12 protein-coding genes are annotated in these 13,857 nt (G+C 67.2%); 5 read left to right on the plus strand and 7 right to left on the minus strand.

The window, feature by feature from the left end; genetic code table 11:
• Positions 1–169 precede the first annotated feature (169 nt).
• The 5 genes from pgsA to IB269_RS19755 form a co-directional block, all read right to left on the minus strand.
• Complete coding sequence (gene pgsA, locus IB269_RS19735; RefSeq protein ID WP_026062576.1) at positions 170–739, minus strand: CDP-diacylglycerol--glycerol-3-phosphate 3-phosphatidyltransferase; 570 nt, start codon at positions 737–739, stop codon at positions 170–172.
• Between the two features lie 77 nt (positions 740–816).
• Positions 817–2,769, minus strand: a complete 1,953-nt coding sequence (gene uvrC / locus IB269_RS19740) for an excinuclease ABC subunit UvrC (RefSeq protein WP_034391951.1) — start codon at positions 2,767–2,769, stop codon at positions 817–819.
• A gap of 58 nt (positions 2,770–2,827) precedes the next feature.
• Positions 2,828–3,814 (minus strand): Bug family tripartite tricarboxylate transporter substrate binding protein, encoded by a 987-nt coding sequence (locus tag IB269_RS19745; RefSeq protein WP_034391950.1) that lies wholly within the window; start codon positions 3,812–3,814, stop codon positions 2,828–2,830.
• Between the two features lie 51 nt (positions 3,815–3,865).
• Positions 3,866–4,855 carry a hydroxymethylglutaryl-CoA lyase gene (locus tag IB269_RS19750; RefSeq protein WP_192368059.1) on the minus strand — a complete coding sequence of 330 codons (990 nt, stop codon included), beginning with the start codon at positions 4,853–4,855 and terminating at the stop codon, positions 3,866–3,868.
• Positions 4,852–6,069 (minus strand): CaiB/BaiF CoA transferase family protein, encoded by a 1,218-nt coding sequence (locus tag IB269_RS19755; RefSeq protein ID WP_013803127.1) that lies wholly within the window; start codon positions 6,067–6,069, stop codon positions 4,852–4,854. Before IB269_RS19755 ends, IB269_RS19750 begins: the two co-directional genes overlap by 4 nt.
• A gap of 168 nt (positions 6,070–6,237) precedes the next feature.
• Between IB269_RS19755 and IB269_RS19760 the strand changes: the two genes are divergently transcribed.
• From IB269_RS19760 to IB269_RS19780, 5 genes are all read left to right on the plus strand, one after another.
• Entirely contained in the window at positions 6,238–7,122 is an 885-nt protein-coding gene (locus IB269_RS19760; RefSeq protein ID WP_012204721.1) for a LysR family transcriptional regulator, read from the plus strand.
• A gap of 5 nt (positions 7,123–7,127) precedes the next feature.
• On the plus strand, positions 7,128–8,261 hold the full coding sequence (gene earP / locus IB269_RS19765; RefSeq protein WP_192368060.1) for an elongation factor P maturation arginine rhamnosyltransferase EarP: 1,134 nt from the start codon (positions 7,128–7,130) through the stop codon (positions 8,259–8,261).
• A gap of 162 nt (positions 8,262–8,423) precedes the next feature.
• Positions 8,424–8,978, plus strand: a complete 555-nt coding sequence (efp, locus tag IB269_RS19770) for an elongation factor P (protein WP_012204719.1) — start codon at positions 8,424–8,426, stop codon at positions 8,976–8,978.
• 153 nt (positions 8,979–9,131) lie between these two features.
• Positions 9,132–9,734, plus strand: coding sequence for a DUF2239 family protein (locus IB269_RS19775; RefSeq protein ID WP_192368210.1), 603 nt, complete (start codon positions 9,132–9,134; stop codon positions 9,732–9,734).
• 54 nt (positions 9,735–9,788) lie between these two features.
• Complete coding sequence (locus tag IB269_RS19780; RefSeq protein WP_192368061.1) at positions 9,789–11,207, plus strand: MATE family efflux transporter; 1,419 nt, start codon at positions 9,789–9,791, stop codon at positions 11,205–11,207.
• Between the two features lie 62 nt (positions 11,208–11,269).
• Here the strand turns inward: IB269_RS19780 and adhP are convergent, their stop codons facing one another.
• The gene (gene adhP, locus IB269_RS19785) at positions 11,270–12,298 is read right to left on the minus strand and encodes an alcohol dehydrogenase AdhP (protein WP_012204716.1); all 1,029 of its coding nucleotides are present in this window, start codon (positions 12,296–12,298) and stop codon (positions 11,270–11,272) included.
• Positions 12,299–12,448: 150 nt separating this feature from the next.
• A complete protein-coding gene (gene rimO, locus IB269_RS19790; RefSeq protein ID WP_016453016.1) occupies positions 12,449–13,837 on the minus strand; it encodes a 30S ribosomal protein S12 methylthiotransferase RimO in 1,389 nt (462 codons plus the stop codon).
• Positions 13,838–13,857: the final 20 nt, after the last annotated feature.

Below are 13,857 nucleotides of genomic sequence, written 5' to 3' on the forward strand. Positions count from 1 at the left end.
AATGGACTTGTCCGCTGCAGGCCTTGCCAGTGCTGCAATGCGCCTCACCGCTTCGCATCCACGACGCCGCAGCGGCTGCCCTGCCTGATTCAAATGCTTCCAAAAAAATAGCAACGCCAGACAGTTTGACGTGTCTGGCGCAGGATCCCGGGAACGGCCGGAAAGGCCCTCAGTGCGTGACCCGCGCGCGGATCTCGGGCAGGGCTTTTTGCAGGTAGTACACCATCGACCAGACGGTGAGCACCGCCGCCACCCAGATCAGCACCTGGCCCCAGACGCCGGTGTCGATCATGCCGAACACGCGGCCGTCGTACAGCAGGAAGGGGATGGCCACCATCTGCGCCGTGGTCTTGAGCTTGCCCAGCATGTGGACGGCCACGCTCTTGCCCGCGCCCAGGTGCGCCATCCACTCGCGCAGGGCCGAGATGGCGATCTCGCGGCCGATGATGATCAGGGCCACGAACACATCGGTGCGCTGCAGGTGCACCAGCACCAGCAGCGACGCGCAGACCAGGAACTTGTCGGCCACCGGGTCGAGGAAGGCGCCGAAGGCCGATGTCTGGTTGAGCTTGCGCGCCAGGTAGCCGTCGAGCCAGTCGGTGGCCGCGAAGACGATGAACATGACCGTGGCGACCAGGTTGCGGGTCGCCACATCGAACGGCGCGTAGAACACCCCGACGATCAGCGGAATCGCGACGATCCGCGTACAGGTCATCAAGGTGGGGATTGTGAGAAACATGGCCGCCATTGTGTCACGTACCTTGGTGTTTGAGGTTCTGTTTCAAGGCCCGCGGTGCAGCCTGCGGGACGGTCATTTCAATGCAATGCACGGTAGATATCTTCAGCCAGCGCGGCCGAGATGCCGTCCACGCTGCACAGGTCCTCGACGGTGGCTTCGGACACACCGCGCACGCCGCCGAAGCGCTGCAGCAGGCGCGCGCGCTTCTTGGGGCCGACGCCCGGAATCTCCTCGAGCTTGCCGCCGCCCACCCGCACCTTGGCACGCGCCGCGCGCATGCCGGTGATGGCGAAGCGGTGGGCCTCGTCGCGGATCTGGGCCACCAGCATCAGCGCGGCCGAGTCGTAGCCCAGGTAGATCTTCTCGCGCCCGTCGGCAAAGACCAGCTCTTCCAGGCCGACCTTGCGCCCCTCGCCCTTTTCCACGCCCACGATGCGCGAGACATCGAGGCCCAGCTGCTCGAAGACTTCGCGCGCCATGCTGACCTGGCCCTTGCCGCCGTCGACCAGCACCAGGTCCGGCAGTTGCGGCTGCTTGCCCGTGAGCTCGGCACCGCCCGCCTCTCTTTGCGCCTCGGCCACGCGGCTGTAGCGGCGCGTCAGCACCTGGCGCATGGCGGCATAGTCGTCGCCGCCCGTGATGCCTTCGATGTTGAAACGCCGGTATTCGCTGCTTTGCATCTTGTGGTGATGAAAGACCACGCAGGAGGCCTGCGTGGCCTCGCCCGCCGTGTGCGAGATGTCGAAGCATTCGATGGTGAGCTCGTCCAGGTTCTCGCAGGCCAGGTCCAGCGCCTCGACCAGCGCGCGCGTGCGCGCCTGCTGCGAGCCTTCTTCGGCCAGCAGGCGGGCCATCTGGATGTCGGCGTTCTTTTGCGCCATCTCCAGCCAGATGCGACGCTGCTCGCGCGGCTGCTGCACGGCGGTAATGCGCACGCCGCCTTGCTCGCTCAGCAGCGCCAGCAGTTTCTTGTCCACCGGATGGCTGACGATGAGCACAGGCGGCACGGCCACGCCGGTGTAGTGCTGGGCGATGAAGGCCTCCAGCACGATGTCCTCAACCGGGCGCGCGGATTCGGCAAGATTGGCCTCTTCCTCGCCGGCGTAGACCGAGGCGGCATCGCCCAGGTTGGCGGGAAAGTACGGCCGGTCGCCCAGGTGGCGGCCGCCGCGCACCATGGCCAGGTTCACGCAGGCGCGGCCGCCCTGCACCTTCACGGCGAGGATGTCCACGTCGCGGTCGTCGGCGGTTTCTATGACCTGCTGGTGCAGCACGCGCGACAGCGCCGTCATCTGGTTGCGTACCTCGGCGGCCTGCTCGTACTCCATGCGCCCGGCGTGCTCCATCATGCGGGCCTCCAGCTGGCGCAGCAGTTCCTGGGTTTCGCCGCGCAGCATGGCCTCGGCATTGCGCACGTCCAGCGCATAGGCTTCGGGCGAGATCAGGTCCACGCAAGGGCCGCTGCAGCGCTTGATCTGGTAGAGCAGGCAGGGGCGCGAGCGGTTGGCAAAGACCGTGTCCTCGCAGGTGCGCAGCCGGAAGACCTTCTGCAGCAACTGGATGCTTTCCTTGACAGCCCAGGCGTTGGGATAGGGACCGAAGTAGCGGTGGCGCTTGTCCACGGCGCCACGGTAGTAGGCCATGCGCGCGAAGCGCTGGTGGGCAGGCTCGCCAGCCTGGCCGTCGCGCGCGGCCACGCCGGTGATCTTCAGGTAGGGATAGCTCTTGTCGTCCCGGAACAGGATGTTGTACTTGGGGTGCTGCGTCTTGATGAGGTTGTTTTCGAGCAGCAGGGCCTCGGCCTCGGAGCGCACCACCGTGGTCTCCATGCGGGCGATCTTGCCCACCATGTGGCCTATGCGCGTGCCGCCATGGTTCTTGGTGAAGTAGCTGGAGACGCGGCGCTTGAGGTTGATGGCCTTGCCCACGTACAGCAGGCCGCCTGCCGCGTCGAAATAGCGGTAGACGCCGGGCAGACCCGGCAGCGCTGCCACCTGGGCCAGCAGTTCATCGGAATGGGGTTCGGACATGCGCCTATTGTGGCCGCTGCCCGGGCCCGCCGCAGCGGGCCTGCGGGCCCTCGGGCTCTTACTCGGCCTCGATCTTCGAGGACTTGACCACCTGGGCCCAGTTGGACCACTCGGTCTTGACCATGGCGCCCAGCTGCTGCGGGTTCATGTAGTCCGCCGTGGCGCCCTGCTCCTGTGCCTTTTGCTTGAAGGCCGGGTTCTCCACCACCTTCTTGAGGTCGGCCGTGAGTTTGTCGATCACGGGCTTGGGCGTGGCGGCGGGCGCGAACACGGCAAACCAGGAGGTGGCGTTGACGCCCGCATAGCCGGCCTCGGCCGTGGTGGGCGCGTCAGGCAGGCTGGGCAGGCGCTGGGTGCCGGTGACGGCCAGCACGCGCAGCTTGCCGCTTTGCACATGGGGCATGAAGGGCGGCGCCGTGCCGAAGGTCAGGTCCACCTGGCCGCCCAGCAGGTCCTGCAGCGCGGGGCCGGTGCCCTTGTAGGGGACGTGGACCATCTTGATGCCGGCCTGCTGCTCCAGCATGGCGCCCGTCACGTGCTGCAGCGAGCCATTGCCCGACGAGGCGTAGTTCAGCTTGCCGGGGTTGGCCTTGGCATAGGCCACGAGTTCGGCCAGCGTCTTCACGGGCAGCTCGGAGCGCACCACGATGATCTGCGGCGCCGACAGCACATTGGCCACGGGCTGGAAATCGCCCTGCTCCCAGATGCGGGCCTTGGTCAGGTGGGGCGAGATGACGTGGTAGCCCGAGTACTGCATGAGCAGGGTGTAGCCATCGGCCTCGGCACGCTTGACCAGGCTGGCTGCGATGGAGCCGTTGCCGCCGCCCTTGTTGTCCACCACCACCGACTGGCCGATGACGGGCGCCAGCGCCTGGGCCGCCATGCGCGCCGCCAGGTCGGTGGTGCCGCCGGCTGCGGCCGGCACGATCATGGTGATGGTCTTGGCGGGGTAGCCTCCCTGGGCCAGCGCGGCTGTGCCGCCCAGGCCCAGTCCTGCGATGGCCATGGCCACGGCTGCGATCTGTCTGCGTTGAATCTTCTTCATCTTTGTCTCCTTGGTTTGCTCGGTTCTTGTGAATGAGAATGCGCGCCGGCCTCAGCCCTTGGCCAGAGCCCGTTCGCGGATGGCTGCAAAGTCGGCTGGTGGCTGGTGCAGGTCCAGCCGCGCGCCGGCCTTGGCGATCTGGCTGGCCGTGTCATGGCCGATCAGCGCGGGCAGGCTGCGCGCGGCCGCGACGATCTGCGCCAGGTCCACGCCGGTGTCGTAGCCCATGAGCTGAAGCGCGTGAACGATGTCCTCGGTGCAGGCATTGCCCGATGCGCCGGGCGCGTAGGGGCAGCCGCCCAGGCCGCCAATGGAGGCGTCGAAGCGGTCGCCGCCCGCCTCGATGGAGGCCAGCACATTGCCCAGGGCCATGCCGCGTGTGTTGTGGAAGTGCAGGGTCAGTCCCAGCTGCGGCCAGCGCTGCCGGAAGGCAGCCACCATGGCACGCACCTGGGTCGGGAAGGCCATGCCCGTGGTGTCGCACAGCGTGATGCCCTGCACGCCCAGGTCGGCAAAGCGCTGCACCCACTCGAAGACTTCCTGCTGCGGCACCTCGCCCTCCATGGGGCAGCCAAAGCAGCACGACAGCGAGACGTTGACCGGTACGCCCGCCTGCTGCGCCGTGGCCACGACCTGGGCCAGCGCCGCGAACGACTGGCTGCGCTGCATGCGCAGGTTGCACAGGTTGTGGGTTTCGCTGACCGACATGACCAGGTTGAGCTCGTCCGTGCGCGCCTCGATGGCGCGCTCGGCGCCGCGGGCATTGGGCACCAGGGCCGTGTAGACCGTGCCGGGGCGGCGCTCTATCTCACGCATCACGATTTCGCCATCGCGCAGCGCGGGAATGGCCGTGGGCGAGACAAAGGCCGTGACCTCGATCTTGGACAGGCCGGCCTGCGACAGCGCATTGACCAGGGCGATCTTGTCCTCGGTGGGGACAAAGGCCTGCTCCATCTGCAGCCCGTCGCGCGTGCCGACCTCGTTGAAGAAGACGCGGCGGCCCGCGCCCTGCCAGACATCCGTGGGGTGGACGGCATTCATTGGATCACTCCCTTGCTGCGCAGCAGCGCAATCTGTTGGGCCGTGAGGCCGGCCTCGGCCAGCACGGCATCGGTGTCATCGCCCACATGGGGCGCACTGCTGCGCACCGTGCCGGGCGTGAGCGAGAGCTTGGGGACGATGCCCGGCACCTCGATGTCGTCTCCGTCGCGCGTGTGCTGGCTGAGGATCATGTCGCGGGCGCGGTAGTGCGGGTCCTCGGCAATGTCCTTGGCCGTGTAGACCTTGCCGGCCGGCACGCGCGCGGCGGCCAGCTGGTCCATCACGGCCTGCACGCTCTGCGAGCGCGTCCAGCCGCCGATGACGGCGTCGATCTCGGCGATGCGCGCCACGCGGCCCGCGTTGTCGGCCAGCTGCGGGTCGTCGGCCAGGTCCTGGCGGCCGATGGTGGCCATCAGGCGCTTGAAGATGGAGTCGCCATTGCCGGCCACCAGCACCCAGCCGTCCTGGCAGGGATAGGCATTGGACGGCGCAATGCCCGGCAGCGCGCTGCCCGCCGCCTCGCGCACGGCACCAAAGGCGCTGTATTCGGGCAGCAGGCTTTCCATGACGTTGAACACGGCCTCGTGCAGGGCCACGTCGATGACCTGGCCGGCACCGCCGTTCACCTTGCGGTGGTACAGGGCCATCATCACGCCGATCACGCCATGCAGCGCGGCCAGCGTGTCGCCAATCGAGACGCCCACGCGCACCGGCACGCGGCCGGGCTCGGCCGTCAGGTGGCGCAGGCCGCCCATGGCTTCGCCGATCACGCCAAAGCCCGGCAGGTCGCGGTAGGGGCCGGTCTGGCCGTAGCCCGAGATGCGCAGGATGACCAGGCCGGGATTGAGCGCATGGAGCTCTTCGGGCGACATGCCCCAGCCTTCCAGCGTGCCGGGGCGGAAGTTCTCGACCAGCACATCGGCCTCGGCGATCAGGCGCCGCGCGATGTCCTGGCCCTCCTGCTGGCGCAGGTCCAGCGCCACCGAACGCTTGTTGCGCGACTGCACCTGCCACCAGACCGAGGTGCCGTTCTTGATCAGGCGCCAGTTGCGCAGCGGATCGCCCGCGCCCGGCGCCTCTATCTTGACCACGTCGGCGCCGAACTCGCCCAGCGTCTTGCCGCAGAACGGTCCTGCGATCAATTGCCCCATCTCGACCACGCGCACGCCATTGAGCGCGCCGGGTGTGGGTGCCTGCCTTGTCTGTTGTGTCATGGGTTAGCGCTTCCTCTTTGTCTCCTGCGGCCAGCCTCCGATGGCATTGCCGCGGCGCCGATCTTGCCGCCGTCCGCGCGCGCTGCAAAACGCTCAAGCGCGACGCTGCCATCGCAAACCGGCATGGCAGAACCCAGCCGGGCGGGGCCGGGAGATAATCGCCACCCCATGAAACTCGACCCGATTTCGCTGCGCCTGTTCGTGGCCGTGATGGAGGAAAGCGCCATCGCCCGCGCCGCCGCACGCGAACACATCGCCCCCTCGGCCGCCAGCCGGCGGCTGGCCGAGCTGGAAAGCCAGCTGCAGGTGGAGCTGTTCACCCGCAGCAACCGCGGCAGCGTGCCCACGGCCGCCGCCTATGCACTGCTGAACATGGCGCGCGGCGTGCTCAACGACCTGGACGGCATCGGCGAGCAGATGCGCGAGTACGGCAGCGGCCTGCGCGGCCATGTTCGCGTGATGGCCAACATCTCGGCCATCACCCAGTTCCTACCGTCCCAGCTGCAGCGTTTCCTGGACCAGCATCCGCATGTGGACGTGCGCCTGCAGGAGCGGGTGAGCAGCGACATCGCGCGCGCCGTGGCCGACAACGAGGCCGACATCGGCATCCTCAACCAGGGCAGCTATGGAGAGAAGATTCGCCTGCGCCCGTACCGGCGCGATCGCCTCATCGTCATCGTGCCCCAGGGCCATGCGCTGGTACGGCGGCGCTCGCTGCGGCTGGCCCAGGTGCTGGACCATGACCTGGTGGGCATGCACGCGGGCAGCGCGCTCAACCACCAGATCACGCGCGCCGCGGCCGACCTGGGCCTGCAGCCCCGGCTGCGCATGAAGGTGACGGGCTATGACGCGCTGTGCCTGATGGTGGCCTCGGGCCTGGGCGTCGGCATCCTGCCCGAAGGCAGCGCACGCCTGTACCTGGGCGCCCTGCCGCTGCGCTGCATTGCGCTGGACGAGCCCTGGGCCGAGCGCCAGCTGATGCTGTGCGTGCGCTCGCAAGAGGCACTGCCGCCCGTGGCGCAGTTGCTGGTCGAACACCTGTGCGAACCCTGATCCCCATGCTTGCCTTCAAACCCATCCCCCCGGCCCCTCTGCCAGAGCAGGCCGTTGCACGGACCTGGGACATCTTCTGCCAGGTCATAGACAACTTTGGCGACATCGGCGTGTGCTGGCGCGCGGCGGCCGACCTGGCCTCACGCGGCCAGCGCGTGCGGCTGTGGATGGACGACGCCAGCGCCCTGGCCTGGATGGCTCCCCGGCCGCACCCGGCCGGGCTCAGCGTGCACGGCTGGCCCACGCAGGCACAGGACATCCCGCAGGCCGTGGGCGATGTGGTCATCGAGGCTTTTGGCTGCGAGATCCCGCCGCCCTTCCTGGCGGCCATCGCGCGCCGGGCACCGCTGTGGATCAACCTCGAATACCTGTCGGCAGAGGACTATGTGGAGCGCTGCCACCGCCTGCCCTCGCCGCTGATGTCGGGGCCGGCGGCGGGGTTGACGCGCTGGTTCTTCTACCCGGGCTTCACGGCCGCCACGGGCGGCCTGCTGCGCGAGCCGGACCTGGCCGCGCGCCAGGCAGCTTTTGCTTCCGAGGGCCGGCAGGCCTGGCGCACACGCCACGGCATAGGCACCGGCGATTGCGCCATCTCGCTGTTCTGCTACGAGCCCCCTGCCCTGCCTCAATGGCTGGCCCAACTGCATGCAGCGCCCCCTGCGCCGCAGGCCACGCATTTGCTGGTTACCCCGGGGCGCGCAGCCGCCGCCGTGCAACAGGCCATGGCCAGCGTGCCCGCCCCGGAGCAAGGCGCGGTGACCCGGCATGCGCTGCAGCCCTGCCCCCAACCTCAGTTCGACGAAATGCTCTGGGCCTGCGACCTGAACCTGGTGCGTGGCGAGGATTCGCTGGTACGTGCGCTGTGGGCGGGCCAGCCGCTGGTCTGGCACATCTATCCCCAGCACGACGACGCCCATCACGACAAGCTCGACGCCTTTCTTGACTGGCTGCAGGCACCAGCCAGCCTGCGCGCCTTCCACCATGCCTGGAACGGCATGGCACCGGCAAGCACCCTGCCCGAGATCACGCCCGCGCTGCTGCAGCAATGGCAGGAATGCGTGCAGGCGGCGCGCCTGCGGCTGCTGCAACAGACCCCATTGATTGAGCAGCTACAAGCTTTCGTGACCGAAAAAAGCTAGAATGCACGTTTTGCCTCCCTGGAGGCGCCGCTGCGGGCGACCGCCAGCCGGCCGCCATCGACCAACCAGGGTTGCACCCGCCGCGGAACTGCGGCAGGCGCACCGTCCCAGCGACTTCGCTTGCCTGCCCTGTTGAGCGGCTCAACCTCAGCCAAGCAAGCTATGAAAATCGCTCAAGAAATCCGCGCCGGCAACGTGATCATGCACGGCAAGGACCCGATGATCGTCCTGAAGACCGAATACGCTCGCGGTGGCCGCGGCGCCGCCACCGTCCGCATGAAGCTCAAGTCCCTGCTGGGCAACATGGGCACCGAAGTCGTCTTCAAGGCCGACGACAAGATCGACAACGTGATCCTGGACAAGAAGGAGTGCACCTACTCCTACTTCGCCGATCCGATGTACGTGTGGATGGATGCCGACTTCAACCAGTACGAAGTGGAAGCCACCAACATGGGTGACGCCATCAACTACCTGGAAGACGGCATGGAAGCCGAAGTCGTGTTCTACGACGGCAAGGCCATCTCCTGCGAGCTGCCCACTTCCGTGGAACGCGAAATCACCTGGACCGAACCCGCCGTCAAGGGCGACACATCGGGCAAGGTGCTCAAGCCTGCCAAGATTGCCACCGGCTTCGAAGTGCCCGTGCCCCTGTTCGTGAGCCAGGGCGACAAGATCGAAATCGACACCCGCACGGGCGAATACCGCAAGCGCGTCTAAACAACGCTTGCAGTTCCCTCTGCGAAGCCCCTGGCAGTCTCTGCCAGGGGCTTTTTCTTTGGGCGCGCGGTATCCACGCAGATATTTACCCGGATTTAATTGACTTGCGAATTTTACCCGGCTAATATCTGCCGCATGACTACCGACTCTTGCATGGCGGGCGCCGAGCCCGCACCCAGCTACACCATCTTCCAGGGCCATGGCCGTCTGCTCCAGGGGGACAGGCCTGCCGTCCTGCAGTTCCTGCAAAGCCATGAACAACAGGCGCAGGGCAGTGGATCGGCACCGCCGTTGTGGGTTTTCGACGACCACAGCGGCATGCGGCTGGACCTGGACTGGCGCAGCGAACTGGCCGCATCGCCCGCACCCGGTCAAGCCGCCGCCCCGCGCAGCGTGGGCCGCCCCAAACTGGGCGTGGTGGCACGCGAAGTCACCTTGCTGCCACGGCACTGGGAATGGCTCAACCGCCAGCCCGGCGGCGCCTCCGGCGCACTGCGCAGGCTGGTGGACGAGGCGCGCGGCAAGCACGCCGTACAGGATGCCGTGCGCGCCGCCACCGAAGCCGTCTACCGCTTCATGAGCGAGATGGCGGGCGACCTGCCCCATTTCGAGGACGCCAGCCGCGCCCTGTTTGCACGCCAGGCCGAAGCCTTTGCACAGCACACCGCCACCTGGCCCGAGGATGTGCGAAGCTACCTGCAGCAACTGGGCGGCCCCGTGTGGGCGGACTCACCTGCGGCGCCAGCCCAGGACTGAAGACCTGACCCGGCCCGACCTCACTGCTTTTCTCGTCGCATTACCAGACACAACATGACGAAACCAACCGAACCCCTGCCCCAGGCCGCCGCGCCTGCCGCATCCAGCCACGGCGGGCCGCCCATTGCCGGCAGCCAGCCGTTGTGGCGCACCTTTCTGGTGTTCCTGGGCCCCATGGTGCTGGCCAACATCCTGCAATCGCTGTCGGGCACCATCAACAGCGTCTTCATTGGCCAGATGCTGGGCGTGCAGGCGCTGGCCGCCGTCGCAGCCTTCTTTCCGGTGATGTTCCTCTTCATCGCCTTCGTGATCGGCCTGGGCGCGGGCTCCTCGGTGCTGATCGGCCAGGCCTACGGCGCGCGCATGCATGACAAGCTGCGCGCGATTGCGGGCACGGCCATGTGCATAGGGCTGCTGTTCGGCGCCATCGTGGCCCTGTTCGGCGGGCTGTTCACCGAGCCGCTGATGCGATTGCTGGGCACGCCGCCCGACATCATGGAGCAGGCCACGCTGTACTCGCGCATCGTGCTGCTGGGCATGCCGGGGCTGTTCGTGTTCCTGCTGGCCACCTCGCTGCTGCGCGGCGTGGGCGACACGGTCTCGCCCATGCTGGCCCTGCTGATCTCCACGGGCACGGGCCTGGCCTGCACCCCGGCACTGATCGCGGGCTGGGCCGGTCTGCCGCGCCTGGGCGTGGCCAGCGCGGGCGTGTCCATGATCCTGGGCTTCACCCTGGCGCTGGCCTGGCTGGGCTGGCGGCTGCGCCGCATCGGCAGCCCGCTGGCGCCCAATGCCGCGCTGTGGAAGGCCATGCGCATCGACCGGACCCTGCTCAAGAGCATCCTGCGCGTGGGCATTCCCACGGGCGTGCAGATGATTGCCTCGTCCATGGCCGGGCTGGTCGTCGTGTCGCTGGTCAACGGCTTCGGCTCCAGCGCCACGGCCGCCTATGGCGCGGTCAACCAGATCAACTCGTTTGCGCAGTTTCCCGTGATCTCGGTGGCCATCACGGCCTCCATCCTCGGAGCCCAGGCCATCGGCGCGGGACGCAGCGAGCGCCTGGGAGCCATCACGGCCACAGCCATTCGCATGAACCTGGCATTGGGCGCCGCACTGGCCCTGATCGGCAGCCTGTTCGCACGGCCGCTGCTGGGCATGTTCATCACCGACGAGCAGGTGCTGGTGCTGGCCATCGAGCTACTGTACATCGTGCTGTGGAGCGGCCTGCTGCTGGGCTGCTTCATCGCCCTGTCGTCCATCATGCGCGCCAGCGGCGATGTGATCATTCCCACGGCCATCACCATCACGGTGCTCGCCGTGCTGGAGCTGCCCATGGCCTGGTGGCTGAGCCGCAGCTTCGGGCTGATGGGGATCTGGATGGCGCTTCCGCTGTCCTACACCCTGACGCTGTGCCTTCAGACCGCCTACTACAAGCTGGTCTGGAAGAAGCGCCCCATCCGCCGCATGGTGTAAGGCGTGCGCCATGCAAAACAGGCTTCCCGAGGGAAGCCTGTTTTTTTGGGGTGGGCAAGGCGTCAGGCGTTCAGGTCCAGCACCACGCGCCCTTCGATCTTGCCTTCATGCATGCGCGCAAAGATGTCGTTGATGTTCTCCAGCCGGTCGGTGGACACGGTGGCCTTGACCTTGCCCATGGCCGCGAAGTCCAGAGACTCCTGCAGGTCCAGCCGCGTGCCCACGATGGAGCCGCGCACCGTCACGCCGCTGAGCACCATGTTGAAGATGGGCAGCGGAAAGCTGCCGGGCGGCAGGCCGTTGAGCGACACCGTGCCGCCGCGCCGCACCATGCCCAGCGCCTGCTCGAAGGCCTTGGGCGATACCGCCGTCACCAGGGCGCCGTGTGCGCCGCCAATCTCCTTTTTCAGGTAGGCCGCAGGGTCCGTGGTCATGGCGTTGACCGTGACCTGTGCGCCCAGGCGCCTGGCCAGCGCCAGCTTGTCGTCATCCACGTCCACCGCCGCCACGTTCAGGCCCATGGCCTTGGCGTACTGCACGGCCATGTGGCCCAGGCCGCCGATGCCCGAGATCACCACCCAGTTGCCGGGCTTGGTGTCCGTGACCTTCAGGCCCTTGTAGACGGTGACGCCCGCGCACAGCACGGGTGCGATCTCGATCAGGTCCACGCTGCCGGGCAGCAGGCCCACGAAATTGGCATCGGCCAGCGCGTACTGCGCAAAGCCGCCGTTGACGGAGTAGCCGGTGTTCTTTTGCTGCTCGCACAGCGTCTCCCAGCCGCCCAGGCAATGCTCGCAATGGCCGCAGGCCGTGTACAGCCAGGGAATGCCGACGCGGTCGCCCTCCTTCACATGGGTGACGCCCGCGCCCACGGCGGCCACATAGCCCACGCCTTCGTGGCCGGGGATGAAAGGCGGATTGGGCTTGACGGGCCAGTCGCCCTGCGCTGCGTGCAGGTCGGTATGGCAGACGCCGCAGGCCTCGATCTTCACCAGCACATGGCCGGGATCGGGCCTGGGCACCGGGACTTCCTCGATGGTGAGCGGCTTGCCAAACTCCCGCACCACGGCGGCCTTCATGGTCCTGTTCATTCGCGCCATCCTTTCTTTGCGTCAAAGTAGGTACAGCATTTCAGCGAAGCGACCTGAACGCCTTGATCAAAATCAGGCCTTGGACCATCAAGGACAAAAAAAACGGGCAAGGAAAACCTTGCCCGCTTTTCAGGGATGCGAATGCAGGCCTTACACAGGCTGGCCCACCAGGTCGTGGCCCTGCGTGCCCACGATGCGCGCCTTCACGAAGTCGCCCACCTTGTAGGTCTTGCTGGCCTTCTCGGGCGGCAGCAGGTGCACCAGGCCGTCGATCTCGGGGGCATCGGCATAGCTGCGGCCCACGCCACCCTTCTTGCCCAGGCCCACGGACTTGTCCACCAGCACCTGCATGGTCTGGCCCACGCGCTTTTGCAGGCGCGCAGTGGAAACCTCTTCGGCCACGGCCATGAAGCGCGCGCGGCGCTCCTCACGCACCTCCAGGGGCAGCATGCCGGGAATCTCGTTGGCGGCAGCGCCTTCGACCGGGCTGTAGGCAAAGCAGCCCGCGCGGTCTATCTGCGCCTCGCGCAGGAACTGCAGCAGGTGCTCGAACTCCTGCTCGGTCTCGCCGGGGAATCCCGCGATGAAGGTGGAGCGGATCACCAGGTCCGGGCAGATCTCGCGCCAGCGCTGCAGGCGCTCCAGGTTCCTCTCGCCGTTGGCGGGGCGCTTCATGCGCTTCAAGACATCGGGATGGCTGTGCTGGAAAGGCACGTCCAGATAGGGCAGCACGCGGCCCGTGGCCATGAACGGAATGATCTCGTCCACGCTGGGGTACGGGTAGACATAGTGCAGGCGCACCCAGGCGCCATAGGGCTCGGCGATCTCGGCCAGCGTCTGCACCAGTTCGAGCATGCGCGTCTTGACCGGTTTTCCGTCCCAGAAGCCCGTGCGGTACTTCACATCCACGCCATAGGCCGAGGTGTCCTGGCTGATCACCAGCAGTTCCTTGACGCCACCCTCGAACAGCGCACGCGCCTCCTTGAGCACATCGCCCACGGGACGCGAGACCAGGTCGCCGCGCATGGAAGGGATGATGCAGAAGGTGCAGCGGTGGTTGCAGCCCTCGGAGATCTTCAGGTAGGCGTAGTGCCTGGGCGTGAGCTTGATGCCCGCCTCGCCAAAGGCGCCCGGCACCAGGTCGATGAAGGGATCGTGCGGCTTGGGCAGATGGGTGTGGACGGCGTTCATCACCTCCTGCGTGGCGTGCGGCCCGGTCACGGCCAGCACGCTGGGGTGCACTTCCTGGATCAGGTTGCCGCCATCCTTGCCCGCCTTGGCACCCAGGCAGCCCGTGACGATGACCTTGCCGTTCTCGGCCAGCGCCTCGCCAATGGTGTCCAGGCTCTCGCGCACGGCGTCATCGATGAAACCGCAGGTGTTGACGATCACCAGATCAGCGCCCTCGAAGGTCTTGGAGGTCTGGTAACCCTCGGCGCTGAGCTGGGTAAGGATGAGTTCGGAGTCCGTGAGTGCCTTGGGGCACCCAAGAGACACGAAGCCCACGCGCGGAGCGGCCGCGCCGGCAGGGGTTGTCATGGTTGTTGCGTCGCTCGTGG

It is taken from the genome of Delftia sp. DLF01, assembly GCF_014852125.1.
GTDB lineage: Bacteria > Pseudomonadota > Gammaproteobacteria > Burkholderiales > Burkholderiaceae_C > Comamonas > Comamonas acidovorans.